This window comes from Synergistaceae bacterium, assembly GCA_017450125.1.
GTDB lineage: Bacteria > Synergistota > Synergistia > Synergistales > Aminobacteriaceae > JAFUXM01.
In genome coordinates this window covers 69,170-83,316 of sequence record JAFSWZ010000035.1, presented here as the reverse complement: position 1 = coordinate 83,316, position 14,147 = coordinate 69,170, and the positions used below count along the sequence as shown (strand labels likewise).

Annotated in this window: 16 protein-coding genes and 2 tRNA genes; 15 read left to right on the top strand and 3 right to left on the bottom strand. The window is 54.7% G+C overall.

Features of this window, described 5'->3' with window-relative positions; translation table 11 throughout:
* From IJT02_08555 to IJT02_08505, 11 genes are all read left to right on the top strand, one after another.
* Positions 1 to 975, top strand: a 975-nt coding sequence (locus tag IJT02_08555; protein MBQ7544977.1) for a hypothetical protein, incomplete at its 5' end; no start/stop codon positions are given.
* Complete coding sequence (locus IJT02_08550) at positions 972 to 1,223, top strand: type II toxin-antitoxin system RelE/ParE family toxin (protein ID MBQ7544976.1); 252 nt, start codon at positions 972 to 974, stop codon at positions 1,221 to 1,223. The genes IJT02_08555 and IJT02_08550, both read left to right, overlap by 4 nt.
* The gene (locus IJT02_08545; protein ID MBQ7544975.1) at positions 1,223 to 1,525 is read left to right on the top strand and encodes a hypothetical protein; all 303 of its coding nucleotides are present in this window, start codon (positions 1,223 to 1,225) and stop codon (positions 1,523 to 1,525) included. Before IJT02_08550 ends, IJT02_08545 begins: the two co-directional genes overlap by 1 nt.
* Positions 1,506 to 2,609 (top strand): DUF262 domain-containing protein, encoded by a 1,104-nt coding sequence (locus IJT02_08540; GenBank protein MBQ7544974.1) that lies wholly within the window; start codon positions 1,506 to 1,508, stop codon positions 2,607 to 2,609. The genes IJT02_08545 and IJT02_08540 overlap by 20 nt, the downstream gene beginning before the upstream one ends.
* A 60-nt stretch (positions 2,610 to 2,669) precedes the next feature.
* Positions 2,670 to 2,764, top strand: a tRNA-Ser gene (locus IJT02_08535).
* Positions 2,765 to 2,779: 15 nt separating this feature from the next.
* Positions 2,780 to 2,856 (top strand) — tRNA-Arg (locus IJT02_08530).
* 152 nt (positions 2,857 to 3,008) lie between these two features.
* A complete protein-coding gene (locus IJT02_08525) occupies positions 3,009 to 4,130 on the top strand; it encodes an ABC transporter substrate-binding protein (protein ID MBQ7544973.1) in 1,122 nt (373 codons plus the stop codon).
* A 100-nt stretch (positions 4,131 to 4,230) separates the two neighbouring features.
* Positions 4,231 to 5,112: a branched-chain amino acid ABC transporter permease gene (locus tag IJT02_08520; GenBank protein ID MBQ7544972.1), complete on the top strand. Its 882-nt coding sequence runs from the start codon at positions 4,231 to 4,233 to the stop codon at positions 5,110 to 5,112.
* A 6-nt stretch (positions 5,113 to 5,118) separates the two neighbouring features.
* Complete coding sequence (locus IJT02_08515) at positions 5,119 to 6,174, top strand: branched-chain amino acid ABC transporter permease (GenBank protein ID MBQ7544971.1); 1,056 nt, start codon at positions 5,119 to 5,121, stop codon at positions 6,172 to 6,174.
* Positions 6,175 to 7,023, top strand: coding sequence for an ABC transporter ATP-binding protein (locus IJT02_08510; GenBank protein MBQ7544970.1), 849 nt, complete (start codon positions 6,175 to 6,177; stop codon positions 7,021 to 7,023).
* A complete protein-coding gene (locus IJT02_08505; GenBank protein ID MBQ7544969.1) occupies positions 7,020 to 7,730 on the top strand; it encodes an ABC transporter ATP-binding protein in 711 nt (236 codons plus the stop codon). The genes IJT02_08510 and IJT02_08505 overlap by 4 nt, the downstream gene beginning before the upstream one ends.
* A gap of 36 nt (positions 7,731 to 7,766) precedes the next feature.
* On the opposite strand, the gene IJT02_08500 is transcribed toward IJT02_08505, so the two are convergent.
* From IJT02_08500 to IJT02_08490, 3 genes are read right to left on the bottom strand one after another with little or no spacing between them, the layout of a single operon-like run.
* Positions 7,767 to 8,861: a hypothetical protein gene (locus IJT02_08500; protein MBQ7544968.1), complete on the bottom strand. Its 1,095-nt coding sequence runs from the start codon at positions 8,859 to 8,861 to the stop codon at positions 7,767 to 7,769.
* A gap of 3 nt (positions 8,862 to 8,864) precedes the next feature.
* On the bottom strand, positions 8,865 to 9,401 hold the full coding sequence (locus tag IJT02_08495; GenBank protein ID MBQ7544967.1) for a transglycosylase SLT domain-containing protein: 537 nt from the start codon (positions 9,399 to 9,401) through the stop codon (positions 8,865 to 8,867).
* Positions 9,398 to 10,738 carry a TolC family protein gene (locus IJT02_08490; protein ID MBQ7544966.1) on the bottom strand — a complete coding sequence of 447 codons (1,341 nt, stop codon included), beginning with the start codon at positions 10,736 to 10,738 and terminating at the stop codon, positions 9,398 to 9,400. The genes IJT02_08495 and IJT02_08490 overlap by 4 nt, the downstream gene beginning before the upstream one ends.
* A 121-nt stretch (positions 10,739 to 10,859) precedes the next feature.
* Between IJT02_08490 and IJT02_08485 the strand changes: the two genes are divergently transcribed.
* Genes IJT02_08485 through IJT02_08470 form a run of 4 tightly spaced genes read left to right on the top strand, consistent with a single transcriptional unit; the run spans position 10,860 to position 14,040 of the window.
* Positions 10,860 to 12,092, top strand: a complete 1,233-nt coding sequence (locus IJT02_08485; GenBank protein MBQ7544965.1) for an NAD(P)/FAD-dependent oxidoreductase — start codon at positions 10,860 to 10,862, stop codon at positions 12,090 to 12,092.
* Positions 12,092 to 12,865, top strand: a complete 774-nt coding sequence (locus tag IJT02_08480; protein ID MBQ7544964.1) for a type III pantothenate kinase — start codon at positions 12,092 to 12,094, stop codon at positions 12,863 to 12,865. The genes IJT02_08485 and IJT02_08480 overlap by 1 nt, the downstream gene beginning before the upstream one ends.
* Complete coding sequence (locus IJT02_08475) at positions 12,840 to 13,784, top strand: tRNA-dihydrouridine synthase family protein (GenBank protein MBQ7544963.1); 945 nt, start codon at positions 12,840 to 12,842, stop codon at positions 13,782 to 13,784. Before IJT02_08480 ends, IJT02_08475 begins: the two co-directional genes overlap by 26 nt.
* Positions 13,774 to 14,040 carry a TIGR03905 family TSCPD domain-containing protein gene (locus tag IJT02_08470; protein MBQ7544962.1) on the top strand — a complete coding sequence of 89 codons (267 nt, stop codon included), beginning with the start codon at positions 13,774 to 13,776 and terminating at the stop codon, positions 14,038 to 14,040. The genes IJT02_08475 and IJT02_08470 overlap by 11 nt, the downstream gene beginning before the upstream one ends.
* The last annotated feature ends 107 nt before the right edge of the window (positions 14,041 to 14,147 follow it).

The following is a 14,147-nucleotide window of genomic DNA, read 5'->3' as shown; positions in this document are numbered from 1 at the left end:
TTTCGGGGCGCAAAGATTCTGTGCAACTGCGATGACCCATTCGAGAGCAGCTTCTTCAGGTATCTCGCGCTTCAGTTCTCGTATCTTGGCATCAGGAAGCTCACGGCAACCTGTTACGCGGGAAGCCCCATCGCCCAGCAACAGCTCAGCCTGTTCGAGGAGGACACTCCCGCCCCGAAGCGCAAACCCTACTGCGCGACAATCACCGACTACCGCGACTGGAACGGCGACGGCCGCACTGACATTCTCGACGTGCGCTACATGCTGGAGCACCAGATTGGCTGCACGGTGAGAGTCCTTGACGGCGACGGGGACTTCCGCAGTCCCGAGTGCGTGGAGCTCCTCAAGGACGCGGACATAGTCATCACGAACCCGCCCTTCTCGCTCTTCCGTGAGTTCGTCGCGCTCATGATGCAGTACAACAAGAAGTTTCTCATCGTCGGGAACAAGAACGCCGTAACCTACAAGGAGATTTTCCCTCTGATTCAGCAGGGCAAGATGTGGCTTGGGCATCGGAACATGAACAGCGACTTCTGGCTGGAAGTTCCGAGCTACGAGAACTACGAGAAAACCGACGAACAGGGGCGGAGGCTGAAGCACATAATGGCTTGCTGGTACACGAACCTTCCGATCACGAAGCGGCACGAGTTCCTGACGCTGCTCTACCCCTACACGCCCGAAGCCTACCCCCGCTACGACAACTACGACGCAATCGAGGTGAGCCGCACGGACCGCATCCCGTACGGCTATGACGGCGTTATGGGAGTGCCGATAACGTTTCTCGACAAGTACAACCCCGACCAGTTCGAGATAGTAGGCTTCAGGAAGGGAGACGACGGAAAGGATCTGCGTTACACGAAAGACGGAAAGAAAGTTTATCCGTACATGAGAATCCTAATCCGGAAGAAACAGTACGACGAGAACGGTTCGTTCTACTCGATAATTCATCACGGAGCGGAGGAGGCTCAGGCATGAAGACAATAGAGTACTCAAAGCAGGCACGGAAATTTCTTGACAGGCAGACCGAAGCCACAAGAGAGCGTATAATTACTGCTATCAATGGCATCCCGGAACGCAAAGGAGACATCAAGCGCATGGAGGGCGGAACAGGCTGGCGGCTTCGCGTAGGAAGCTACAGGGTACTGTTTGATGAAAACGGATATATAATCTTCATATCACGCATCAAGACGCGCGGGGATGCCTACAAAGGAGGAAAACACTAATGAGCATAAATGATGACGAGCTGCATTACCACCCAAAGCCCAAGATGGACGAGCTTCACAGGAGGAACATAATAGCGGCAAAAGTTATGGATGGTGAGGAGGCCGCCAAGCTGTGGGACTTCATCAGCAGCAACTTCAAGGAAGCTGCAGAATGGGCACTTATTCCTTCAGAAGAACCCGACGAATGGGACTTGGAGATGATTGAGGAAATCAAGCATGACCCTGACTGCCACGTCTTCATAACTTCAGAGGAACTCAAACGGAGCTTCGGAATGCTGGAAGATGAACATAGAGCTTCATAACATCACAGTACGCGAACTCTTCGACGGCTACGTCAACTCCGACAGCGAAGGAGTGCGCGGCTATCACGGCCTTCTTGACATCCGCCCGGCCTTCCAGCGCGAATTTGTCTACAAGCCCAAGCAGGAGTACGAAGTCATCAGGAGCATAATGCACGGCCGCCCCATCAACGTAATGTACTGGATACGTTCTGAGGACGGAACGTTCGAGCTCCTCGACGGACAGCAGCGAACCTTGAGCATCTGCCGCTTCCTCGACAGGAAAACCGAATACGACGGGCTGTACTTCCACAGCTTCACTCCCGACGAAGCAGAAAAGATTCTCGGCTACAACCTCATGATTTACATCTGCGAGGGCTCGGTCGACGAAATTCTTGAATGGTTCGAGGTCATCAACACGAAGGGAGAACAGCTCAACCAGCAGGAACAGCTCAACGCAGCACTGACAGGAAAATGGCTCACCGACGCAAAACGCCGCTTCAGCCGCCGTAACTGCGAAGCCTACAAGCTCGCCAAAGAATACATGCGCGGAGACCCATCACGGCAGGACTACCTCGAGACGGTCATAAAGTGGATAGCCGAACGCGACGGCATGAGGGGGCTAGACGCAGTGAAAAGATACATGTCCTTTCACCAGCATGACGACAACGCAAACGAAATGTGGCTGTACTTTCAGGCCGTCATTAACTGGGTGAAGCTCCTCTTCCCCGAGACGACGCGCCAGATGAAGGGCATAGAATGGGGAAAGTTCTACAACAAATACCACACAAGAAATTACGACACAGCAGGATTCGCGCAGAGAATAGCAGAGCTCACAGAAGACGAAGATGTTACGAGGCTCGCAGGAATTTACGAGTACCTTATAGACGGAGAAGAGAGACACCTTCACATTCGGAAATTCGGCATAAAGATAAAGCGCATTGTTTACAAGAGACAGGAAGGCATCTGTCCCATCTGCGGAGGACACTTCGAGCTGAACGAGATGGAAGCTGACCACATAATCCCTTGGAGCGAGGGAGGGCACACTGTCGCGGACAACTGCCAGATGCTGTGCAAAAACTGCAACAGGAGAAAGTCCGATTCTTGACAAGAAATTAACGGCGGGGTAATATATCCCCCGTTTTCCACGAAACAATTTGCGTGATATGGTGGGTTGGCCGAGTAGGTCGAAGGCGCTCGCCTGCTAAGTGAGTATAGGGGCTAAAACCTCTATCGTGAGTTCGAATCTCACACCCACCGCCATTAAGAGACGCAATTGCGCCAGTAGCTCAGCTGGATAGAGCGAAGGCCTACGGAGCCTTAGGTCGTGGGTTCGAATCCTGCCTGGCGCGCCATTAATCATTAGGAGACAATCTTTGCGGCTGAAGAAGAAGGCCGCATTTTTTGTACACGCTCGAGGCTTCAACCTCTGAAGGTTCAAGAATGGCCGTGATGAATCTTCAGGGAAGAGCATAAATTTATCACGACAAGGAGAGACATTAACACGATGAAGAAGATTTTGGTCTGCGCGGTTCTTGTTCTGGCAATGGCAGCAAGTGCGTTCGGAGCAGCCTTCAAGATCGGAGGCACAGGACCTCTTACTGGAGGCGCGGCGATTTACGGAATGGCAGCAATGCGCGGAGCACAGATAGCTGTTGACGAGATCAACGCAATGGGCGGAGATATACAGTTCGAGCTGCGTTACGAGGACGACACCCACGACGCAGAGAAGGCAGTCAACGCCTACAACGCGCTGAAGGACTGGGGAATGCAGGTATCTCTGGGCTCGGTAACCTCGAAGCCGGCAGAAGCCACAGCCGCAGAGAATTTCTCTGACAGGATTTTCGCGCTCACACCGTCAGCATCAAGCGCGGCAGTAACTGAGGGCAAAGATAACGTGTTCCAGATGTGCTTTGTTGATCCGAATCAGGGCACAGCATCAGCGCAGTACATCGCCGGAAAAGGCCTCGCCAAGAAGGTAGCCGTAATCTGGAAGAACGACGACGTTTACTCGAAGGGCATCCGTGATACGTTCGTGGAGAAAGCACCTGAAGTCGGGCTCGAGGTTGTCAGCGAGACGACATTTGCGGACGGAAACGATACTGATTTCTCCGTACAGCTCACGGAGGCTAAGGAGAAGGGCGCAGAGCTTGTGTTCCTGCCGATGTACTACCAGCCCGCATCACTGATTCTCGCGCAGGCTCAGGCAATGGGTTACGCGCCGAAGTGGTTCGGTGTCGACGGAATGGACGGTATCCTCACGATGGAAGGCTTCGACAAGGCACTTGCGGAGGGCGTAATGCTTCTTACTCCGTTCAACGCAGACGCGAAGGACGAAAAGACGGTGAAGTTCGTAGCCGAGTACCAGAAGAGGCACGGAGAAGTCCCCAACCAGTTTGCGGCGGACGGCTATGACTGCGTTTACGCGTACTGCCAGGCACTCTCCCTCGCGAAGGCAACCCCTGACATGGACGCTGAGGCACTCTGCGCAAAGATGATCGAGCAGTTCACGACGATGACCTTCAACGGCGTAACCGGCCAGAACGTCAAGTGGGCGGCGAACGGCGAAGTCTCGAAGGACCCCAAAGGAATGGTCATCAAGGACGGCGCGTATGTCGGTCTTGACTAACAGATAGCAGAAATTTTCGCGGGGCAGTCTGGGAGTTACGGCCAGCAGTGAAACTCTCAGGCTGCCTCTTTTTGTACAAGGAGGCATTAAACTTTTCACAATGATATTCCTGAATTACTTTATCAGCGGAATAAGTCTCGGAAGCATCTACGCGATAATAGCTCTGGGCTACACGATGGTTTACGGCATCGCCAAAATGCTCAACTTCGCACACGGTGATGTAATCATGGTCGGAGGCTATGTGTGCTTCTACGCGGTCTCGCGGTATGGCCTGAATCCGTTTCTCGGTGTTGCTGTGGCAATGCTGCTCTGCACTCTTCTCGGGATAATCGTCGAGCGTCTCGCCTACAAGCCGTTACGTCAGGCACCGTCCCTCGCTGTCCTGATTACCGCAATCGGAATGAGCTACTTTCTCCAGAACACAGCACTTCTTCTGTGGTCGTCGAACCCTAAAGTTTTCCCGTCAATTGTCGGTCGCGGAGCGTTCAGGCTGTTCGACGGGAGGCTGTCTGTCTCACACGTTACTGTGCTGACTATTGCGACGTGCCTCGTGATTATGGTTGTGCTGTCGCTGTTCATCAGCAAGACGCGTCTGGGAAAGGCTATGCGCGCGTGTTCAGAGGACAAGGGGGCGGCTACCCTCATGGGAATTAACGTGAACGCAACAATCTCGATGACGTTCGCGATAGGTTCGGGACTTGCGGCAATTGCCGGAGCGTTATTGTGCTCTGCGTACCCGACGCTGATGCCGACGACGGGAGCACTTCCGGGCATCAAGGCATTCACTGCGGCGGTGTTCGGCGGAATCGGGAGCGTTCCCGGTGCGTTTCTCGGGGGTATAATGCTCGGGGTGATAGAGATTTTCGCGAAGGCGTACATCTCCAGCCAGCTCAGTGATGCCGTTGTGTTTGCGGTGTTGATCGTTGTGCTTCTGGTGAAGCCTGCGGGGCTTCTCGGCCGGGCAATACAGGAGAAGGTGTGATTGACGATGAAGAGACTGATTAACCTCAAGAGGGCAGAAGCAAGACGTATTTACCTGACTTACGCAGTTGTGATTGTAGCGTACGTAATCTGTCAGGTGATGAGCAGTACAAAGCTCTTCAGCTCGTCGATGCGCGGAATGCTCGTGCCTATCTGTGCGTATATGGTTATGGCGGTGTCCCTGAACCTCGTCGTCGGGATTCTCGGTGAATTGTCGCTGGGGCATGCGGGGTTTATGTCCGTCGGTGCGTTCGCCGGTGTAACCTCAGCGATTCTAATGCAGGGCACAATCACTAATGCTCCCGTGAGGCTCGCGCTGGCGATGATTGTTGCGGCGGTGTTCGCGGCGGTTGCGGGCTTCCTCATCGGGATTCCAGTACTGAGGCTCAAAGGCGACTATCTCGCGATAGTTACGCTGGCTTTCGGCGAAATCATCAAGAGCATTCTCAACAACTTTTATCTTGGCGTGGACTCTCAGGGTCTGCACTTCAGCATGTTATCCGACACAACGCGTCTCCTCAAAGGCGGGCGGTTAATCATTCGCGGGCCTATGGGAATAAGCGGCATCCAGAAGATAGCTACTTTCCCGGCGGGGTTCGTTCTGCTGATGATTGCATTGATGATCGTCTTCAACCTCGTGAGCTCACGGAACGGACGCGCATTCATGGCGATACGTGATGACAGGATTGCGGCGGAAAGCATCGGCCTCGACATCACCAAGTACAAGATGATGGCTTTCGTGATGTCTGCGGCAATTGCCGGTGCGGCGGGTGCGCTCTTCGCGATGAACTATTCCACCGTCGTGGCAAACAAGTTCGACTTCAACACGTCAATCTTGATTCTGGTGTTCGTTGTTCTCGGAGGGCAGGGAAACATGCTCGGAGGAATCATAGCGGCGGCAGTCTTGACGATTCTTCCGGAAAAGCTCCGGCAGTTCTCGGAATACAGAATGCTTCTCTATGCCGTTGTCCTTATCGTCATGATGCTGGCGACCAACAATGCAGAGATAAAGTCATTCCTTGCCGGGCTTAACCCTTTCAGGCGCAAAGAGGAGGCGGAGTAAATGGCACGCAAGAAGACTAAGTACGTTCCCGTTCCCTCGAAGTCAATTCTTCCTGAACGGGACGCGGCAAGAGCACCAGTGCTTGAGTGCGTGAATCTCGGAATAACGCTCGGAGGCATCAAGGCAGTCGACAACTTTAACCTGACTGTAGGACGTACTGAGATTGTCGGGCTCATCGGGCCGAACGGTGCGGGCAAGACTACGGTGTTCAACCTCCTCACGAAAGTTTACCAGCCCACGACGGGGACAATCCTTCTTGAGGGGCGGGACACTCACGGGATGAGCACGATTCAGGTCAACCGCGCGGGGATTGCCCGTACGTTCCAGAACATCCGGCTGTTCAAGAATCTTTCTGTCGCCGACAACGTCAAGGCCGCAATGAACAACGAGATGCGCTACAACATGTTAAGTGCGATTCTCCGTCTGCCGAACTACAAGCGCGAAGAGATAGCCGCACACAGAAGGACTCTGAAGCTGTTATCCATCTTCGACATGCAGAACATTGCGGACGTTCCGGCGGGCTCATTGCCTTACGGTGCACAGAGGAGGCTCGAGATTGTCCGTGCGCTCGCAACGAATCCCAGCGTGTTGCTGCTTGACGAACCTGCGGCGGGAATGAACCCTTCAGAGACAGCTGAACTCATGGACAGCATCAGGAAGGTGCATGACATGTTCCAGATTGCTATTATACTGATTGAGCATGATATGTCCCTCGTGATGAACATCTGCGACGGAATCTGCGTACTGAACTTCGGGCAGGTAATCGCCAAAGGCACGCCCGACGAGATTCAGAGCAACCCTGCTGTTATTGAGGCATATCTTGGCCGCAAGAAGGAGGCGAAATCATGAGTGAACCCGTCTTGAAGGTTGAGAACATCAATGTGTATTACGGAAGCATACACGCGATAAAGGGCATCTCGTTCGAGGTGTACAACGGCGAGATAGTTACGCTGATAGGTGCGAACGGTGCGGGCAAGTCTACAACCCTAAACACGATTTCCGGGCTTCTTCACCCGTCGACAGGGAGCGTGTCATTCTTGGGTGAGCCTCTGGCCAAGATTCCGCCTCACAGAATCGTTGAGCTCGGGCTGGCGCAGGTTCCTGAAGGCAGAAGGGTATTCGCACAGATGACGGTTCAGGAGAATCTGGAGATGGGAGCTTACACGCAGACGAAGGGAATCGCCGAAGACCTCGAGAAGGTCTACACGCTGTTTCCGCGCCTGAAGGAACGCATGAACCAGACGGCAGGGACTCTTTCCGGCGGTGAACAGCAAATGCTCGCGATGGGCAGAGCGTTGATGAGCCGTCCGAAGCTCCTCATGCTCGACGAACCGTCAATGGGACTCGCGCCGATTCTCGTTGAACAGATTTTCGACATCATCGCTGACCTTCACAAGTCAGGAGCAACCATTCTGCTCGTCGAACAGAACGCACAGATGGCACTAAGCATTGCGAGCAGAGGCTACGTGATGGAGACAGGCCGGATTGTTACGACAGGGACAGGAGAGGAACTGTTAGCGTCCGAAGATGTGAGAAAAGCATATCTCGGAGGATAAAGCAAAGCCCCCCAAACGTTACGGGGGGCATAATTATTATCTGCGTTTCATGATTACTGCACATCCCGCCAGCAGGATAACTCCCAAGCCGGAGAGCTCACATCCGCTGCTGCCCGAGCTTCCGTCATCCCCGCTCACCGAACTTGCCGCAACACTCAGGGGATTCCCGCCGAGCGTTGATGCGTCGTACGAAGCTATGAGCGCGTCGTCCTTCATGCTGTACAGCCTCAAGTTAGAGCCGATGACTGCCGCAAGGACGCTTTCGCTATCGTGGCGGAAGACCTTGCAGCCCCTGCCGTCTGTTGACGTGAAGAGCGTTGACGACACCTCGCCGCCGGAATAATGCTTCAGCGTGGTGGTGTACACGTCGCCGGACGAGGACTGTTCCGCGAAGTAGAAGCCGCCTTCGTCATCCATGCACAGGGACTTCACAGGTGCGTCCGAGCTCACGAGCAAGGTGAATATGTTGCTGCTCCACAAGGACACTCCCGAAGCATGACCCACAGCCGCCCTCGAACCGCTCAGCCACGACAACGCTGCCGTTCCTTCGGGAGCAGATGCCTTCACGAAGTCCTGCACATCTTCCTTCAGCTGTCCGTCGAAACCGAGAATCACATCACCAGAAGCCTCGTCCTCCGCGATGGCATAAATGCGGGACGCGGTGCTTATGACGGCTTTGATGCTGCCGCCCGGCGTGTAGTCGTAGGAACGTACCGCCGAAAAATCGTCCGTCCTGAACTCCGAAATCCTGTTCCCTGACGCAAAGAACACTGACCTTCCCGTATTTGAACCGGCCATAGACCTTGCGTTGTGCACACCGGCTAGGATGTCTCCGCTCGACTTCAGCGGCGTTGTGAGGTTCGACGGGCTGAAGGTTAGTGCCACGTCGCCGGAAGCTGTGGTGCTGTCCCTGTTGATGACGAGGACTCGTGTCTCGCTCCCGTTCCAGTACGAGCCCAGAAGCGAATCACTGCCCGTGCCGGTGTACTGCGTCCCTACGAGGTCCGCGCTGGTTGAGCTGCTTATCTTTATCAGCCCGAGAGTTCCCGCGTCCGTCGTGTAGACCACATCAGCACCAGCACTCCCGCACAGGAGCACCGCCAGAATTGCGCCGACAAAAATTTTCCGCATTGATTATTTCCTCCTCTTAGCAGGCTTGTCCATCGCCTGAAGTTCCTTGACCGTGTTCATGACCTTCGCAGTAACTTTCTCGCCGCCTCCGCTGTAACGCAGCAGAGCACCGCGCAGATCCTTTGACTTGGCCGCACACTCGCTGAGTATCCTTGTCCCGAAGAATATATTTGTCCGTGCGTCAAAGAAATCACTTGCCTTCTTGATTTTCGGGTATTCAGCTTTAATCGCCTTCTCGTGAACCTTCCAGCGCACCTGCATAAGGCCATAATCCCCGCCCTTAGAGACTGCCTTAGCGTTGACGGTTGACTCGTGGACGATTATTGCCGCGATGACGTACGGGTTCTGCTTGTACTTCTTTGCGGCATCCATGACTATGTCAACGTACTTCTTCGCCGTCCCCGCAGCAAGTTTCGGGTTAGCCTTCGTGAACAGCTGGTAGATGTTGCGGGCTCTCGGGTCGACCGTCTTTGCGGCCGGTTCTGCCGAGCCGGTGAACACAGCAAGCACCAGAATTATACATGCTAGCGTTCTCTTCACTTGTACGTCCTCAGGAGCATTAACCCGGTCTCGCCTATAACGTCATTGCCCTTGCCGTAACGTTCGCGGGCTTCCTTCCACGTACCGTTCTCGTCGGGCGCGTAGTCGCCGATAGCCTGTTTCAGCGCAACAAGTGCGACGTACATTCCCCTGATTGCGTCGAGGTACTCCGTCCTGACTGCCTGATATGCTGTCTGTGCGTTAATCAGGTCAATCTGCGCCCCCATTCCTTCGGCGTACATCAGCTCGGTGATTCTCAGCTCTTCCTCCGAACGTTCTACCTGACGCTGTTTGTCCTGTTCGCGTGCGGCGGCGTTGCGCCAGTTGTTCATGGCTACGGCAATGTCCCGGCGGGTCGTCTCACGCAGTGCCTCGAGGTTAGCTTCTGCTGCCTGAATGAGCCGGTCTGTGTTCATCGTGCGGTACTTTGTGCCCTTGCCGTCCGTTATCGGGACGCTCAGCGTAAGTGATGCTCCGGCCTGTCGGTTGTTCGGCGTTGTCGCGAACTCAGGGTCTGCCCATGCCGTGAACTGAAAGCCGAAATCCAGCGTCGGGGACATTCCCTTAGCAGTGAGCTTCCTCACCAGCTTTGCGCGTTCGAGGTTAAGGCGTGCCGCCCTCATGTCGGGACGTGCCTCCAGTGCCTCCTCAAAGCTGATGTTCACGTTGAACACAGGCACCTGAAGTTCCTCGTCGACCGGCTCAACGTCAAGCCCTCCCGCCATAAGCGAGAGTTCCGCAAGAAGGTTGAGGTACGTGGTCTCCGCGCTCTTTGCCGTAGCCTCTGCGTCAACAACCTGCGCCTCGCTCCTCACAATGTCCAGCTTCGGGACTAGCTCCTGGTTGAACTTCTCCATCGTTACGCGGTGGTTTTCCGAACGCTGAAGCAGAATCTCCTTCTGGAGCTTCATGTTCTCGCGGGCAAGAACTGCGCTCCACCACGTCTGCTCTGCGGCGGCTATAAGGCTGTTGACCGCGTTGTGGAAGTTCGCGCGCGTTACTTCGTAGCCGACAATGTTCTGTTTTTCGTTGAGGCCGTAGCTCCCGGAGATGTCGATCCTCTGCGTCAGCCTAAGACCCAGACTTCCGACCGTAACGTTTTCCTGCATCTGCTGTTTGGTGGCGTACTGGCCTGTCGCTGTCACCGCAACGCTGGGTCTCTGCGTACTCACCGAAGCAAGAACGGAGTAGTAATCCGCCTCAACGTTCTTGATGCCCGCACGCAACGAATGATTGTTCAGGAGAATTTCGTTGACGTACTGCTGTAGGGTCATAGATACCGACGCGTGAGACGTGCCCGGATGATTCAGGAACAGTATCAGCAGAACGGCTGCCATGATGTAAATTGTTTGTCGTCTGAGAACATGCATGATAAGCTCACACCTTTAGTTAATGTGCTAGAAAATGTTGCTATTATACTATATAAGTAATCATGAAAATTTTGTGGAGAGGTGAAACATGCAGACATTCGACACAATTATTATCGGCGGAGGCCCGGCGGGACTTATGGCGGCAGTACGAGCCTCATCGCTGGGGCAGAAAACCGCTGTCATCGAGAAGAATCCCTCCGTCGGCGAAAAGCTGTTACTGTCAGGGCGCGGACGGTGTAACTTCACCAACGCGGAAGACGACATCAATGCGTTCATTGCGCGTTACGGCGACAACGGAAAGTTCTTATATTCAGCATTCAGCAGGTTCGGCCCGCGCGAAACAATGATCTTCTTCGCGAACATCGGCGTTGAGATGGTCGAGGAACGCGGAAAGAGAATCTTCCCCAAAGAAGGCGGAAGCCAGAAGGTGCTTGACCGTCTTCTTCTCGAGTGCAAGAAGAACAGGGTCAGCATCATCCGTAGTTCACCCGTGAAGGCCTTGAAGGTCAGGAACGGGCACGTAGACTACATAATCTCTGAGGGCGACGAGTTCAGAGCATCGAAGTACATTGTTGCGACCGGCGGAAAGTCCTACCCCCGCACCGGCTCGACGGGAGACGGCTACACTTTCGCCCGCCAGGCAGGCCACACAGTAACCGACCTCTACCCCGCACTTGTGCCGATACGTACAGCGGAGACTTGGCCGAAGCTCGCGAGCGGGTGCAACCTCCGCAACGTCAGGCTTCACGTTATTCTTGACGGCCAAGAGGTCGATAGCAGGTTCGGCGAGATGGAGTTCACGAACTTCGGGGTGTCCGGGCCCATCGTCATGGAGCTGAGCTCTCACGTCCCCGACTGGAAGGGCGAGCTGGTCTTCTCTCTTGACCTTAAGCCTTCATTGACGCGTGAGATTCTCAGGGCGAGAATAATGCGTGAGATTGCCGCCCTCAAGGGACAGGGGAGATTCTTCCGCGTCGTCAGAAAACTTGTCCCGAAGGAGATGGTCAGGCTTCTGCTCGAGCTCTGCGACATTCCCCACGACAAGCCCGTCGAGTACATCACCGAAGAGGAAGCTGACGACTTCGCGGGTCTGATGAAGGACATCCGCATGACCGTCAACGGCCTCTGGGGCTTCAACAACGCAGTAGTTACGCGCGGAGGAGTGAGCCTGAAGGAGATAGACCCCGCGACGATGAGGTCAAAGCTGTGCGATAATTTGTACTTTGCCGGAGAAGTCCTAGACCTCAACGGCCCGAGCGGAGGCTTCAACCTTCAGATGTGCTGGAGCACCGGCTACATTGCAGGGAGCGTGAACGAATAATGTTACTGGTAATCGACACGGGCAACACGACGACTGTTGCTGGCATCTACGACGGAGACGAACTTATAGCGCAGTGGAGGCTGTCATCAATTCTCCACACGTCCGACGAGCTCGGAATATACCTGCTCAACCTTCTGCAGATTGCACACATTGAGCCCTCGAAGATTCACGGGGCGGCATTCGCGTCAGTCGTGCCATCTCTGGACTTCCCGATGAAGGAAGCGATTCGCCGTTACTTCAGCGTTGAGCCCCTGCAGGTGAACGCCCTCACTGATACGGGTATGCAGGTTCTCACGCGCAACCCCCGCGAAGTCGGAGCAGACCGCATCGTCAACGCCTACGCAGGCCGCGAGAAGTACGGCTCTCCGTTAATCGTTGCGGACTACGGGACAGCAATAACCTTCGACGTTGTGTCGCCGGAAGGTGCGTATCTCGGCGGCGTGATTGCTCCCGGCCTGAACTCCGGCATCTCTGCGCTGTTCTCGAAGGCCGCGAAACTTCCGCAGGTTGCGCTGAACATTCCCGAGAGCGTCATAGGCCGCAGCACTGAAGAAGCTATACAGGCTGGGATTCTTTTCGGGAACGCCGGACTCACTGACCGCATCATAGAGATGATTCGCGCGGAAGAAGGCATGAGCACGGCAAAGGTCGTCGCGACGGGAGGGCACGCAGGCCTGATGAAGAAGGCCGCGCGTAACATTGACGTTGTGGACAAGTGGCTGACGCTGGAGGGACTGAAGCTGATTCATGAGCGCGTCAACGGGCGGAATTGAGCTGAGGAATCCTCTGTGCCTAGCACCTCTGGCGGGGATAACGTCTCTTCCCGTCAGAGAGTTTTTCTCGGAGCACGGAGCTTCCCTCACTCACACGGAGATGATTAGCTGTGCGGGGCTTGTCCGCAACAACGCAAAGACGTTCGACATGCTCGCCGTCTCTGAGCATGAAGCCCCGTTAATCGTCCAGCTCTTCGGCAATGATGACAGGCTGATAGCTGAGGGTGCTGAAGTCGTCATGAAGAAGTGCGCGCGCTTCTCTGCTTTCGGCATCAACATGGCGTGTCCCATGCCGAAGATTACCCGCAACGGTTCTGGTGCTGCCCTCATGAAGAAGCCTGACTTGGCCGCGCGTATGGTGAGGGGCGTTAAGGCTCTCGGGCTGCCTGTGTGGGTGAAGATTCGCAGGCTCGAGGACGATGCGGACACGCTGAGGCTCGTTGAGGTTCTTGCTGAGGCTGGAGCGGATAACGTGTGTATTCACGGTCGCACATGCGCGCAAAGGTATGAAGGCGTTGCTGACAGAGAAATACTCAGAAAAGCAGCGGCACTTTTTCCCGGCCTCATAGGGGCGAGCGGAGACGTAAGAACTGTGGATGACATTCAGGAGTATCTTGGATACGGATGTGTTGTAATAATGCTGGCAAGGGGTATAATGTCAAACATATTCCTGTTTGAGGAATTTTGCGGATTTTCACGGACGAACGAGGACAGGCTCAATGAGCTGATAAGGTTCTCGCACAGGGCAGAAGAGCTTTCGGGGGAACATAGGGCGTTGGTGTTGCTGAAGAGGTTTGCAGGAAGCGTGCTGAGGTTTTCGAGGGGTGCAGCGGAGTTAAGGAGACAGGCAATGACCGCCGAAAGTGTAGGTAAGCTGAGAGAGATAATCACGAGAGGAGCAGATAACAATGATGTTTGATTACACACCTTCAGGAGTTTGCGCAAAGGAAATAACATTCGAGATAGAGGACGGACGGCTTCACAGCGTTAATTTCGCTGGCGGGTGCAAGGGGAATCTTGCGGCTATTTCCCGTCTCATAGAGGGAGCTGACGCGGTGAAAGTTGCGGACATTCTTCGCGGCAACACGTGCGGGCATCGTCCGACATCATGCGCGGATCAGCTGGCTTGCGCAATAGACGAGGCAGTCGCGCGGGAGTCCAGAAAAGCCTCGTAGACCACACAGCCTCACGAAACACGGCAGGACAGGAGAGTAATTCTTCTGCCCTGCTTTTTCTTCTGCAACTGCTATAATACTCATACCCCAAATTTTCATTAAGGAGG

What these genes read in the sequence shown, in the direction of transcription:
- IJT02_08550 (MBQ7544976.1), top strand. Translation starts at nt 972, where the DNA reads ATGAAGACAATAGAGTACTCAAAGCAGGCACGGAAATTTCTTGACAGG.
- IJT02_08545 (MBQ7544975.1), top strand. Translation starts at nt 1,223, where the DNA reads ATGAGCATAAATGATGACGAGCTGCATTACCACCCAAAGCCCAAGATG.
- IJT02_08540 (MBQ7544974.1), top strand. Translation starts at nt 1,506, where the DNA reads ATGAACATAGAGCTTCATAACATCACAGTACGCGAACTCTTCGACGGC.
- IJT02_08525 (MBQ7544973.1), top strand. Translation starts at nt 3,009, where the DNA reads ATGAAGAAGATTTTGGTCTGCGCGGTTCTTGTTCTGGCAATGGCAGCA.
- IJT02_08520 (MBQ7544972.1), top strand. Translation starts at nt 4,231, where the DNA reads ATGATATTCCTGAATTACTTTATCAGCGGAATAAGTCTCGGAAGCATC.
- IJT02_08515 (MBQ7544971.1), top strand. Translation starts at nt 5,119, where the DNA reads ATGAAGAGACTGATTAACCTCAAGAGGGCAGAAGCAAGACGTATTTAC.
- IJT02_08510 (MBQ7544970.1), top strand. Translation starts at nt 6,175, where the DNA reads ATGGCACGCAAGAAGACTAAGTACGTTCCCGTTCCCTCGAAGTCAATT.
- IJT02_08505 (MBQ7544969.1), top strand. Translation starts at nt 7,020, where the DNA reads ATGAGTGAACCCGTCTTGAAGGTTGAGAACATCAATGTGTATTACGGA.
- IJT02_08500 (MBQ7544968.1), bottom strand. Translation starts at nt 8,861, where the DNA reads ATGCGGAAAATTTTTGTCGGCGCAATTCTGGCGGTGCTCCTGTGCGGG.
- IJT02_08490 (MBQ7544966.1), bottom strand. Translation starts at nt 10,738, where the DNA reads ATGGCAGCCGTTCTGCTGATACTGTTCCTGAATCATCCGGGCACGTCT.
- IJT02_08485 (MBQ7544965.1), top strand. Translation starts at nt 10,860, where the DNA reads ATGCAGACATTCGACACAATTATTATCGGCGGAGGCCCGGCGGGACTT.
- IJT02_08480 (MBQ7544964.1), top strand. Translation starts at nt 12,092, where the DNA reads ATGTTACTGGTAATCGACACGGGCAACACGACGACTGTTGCTGGCATC.
- IJT02_08475 (MBQ7544963.1), top strand. Translation starts at nt 12,840, where the DNA reads ATGAGCGCGTCAACGGGCGGAATTGAGCTGAGGAATCCTCTGTGCCTA.
- IJT02_08470 (MBQ7544962.1), top strand. Translation starts at nt 13,774, where the DNA reads ATGATGTTTGATTACACACCTTCAGGAGTTTGCGCAAAGGAAATAACA.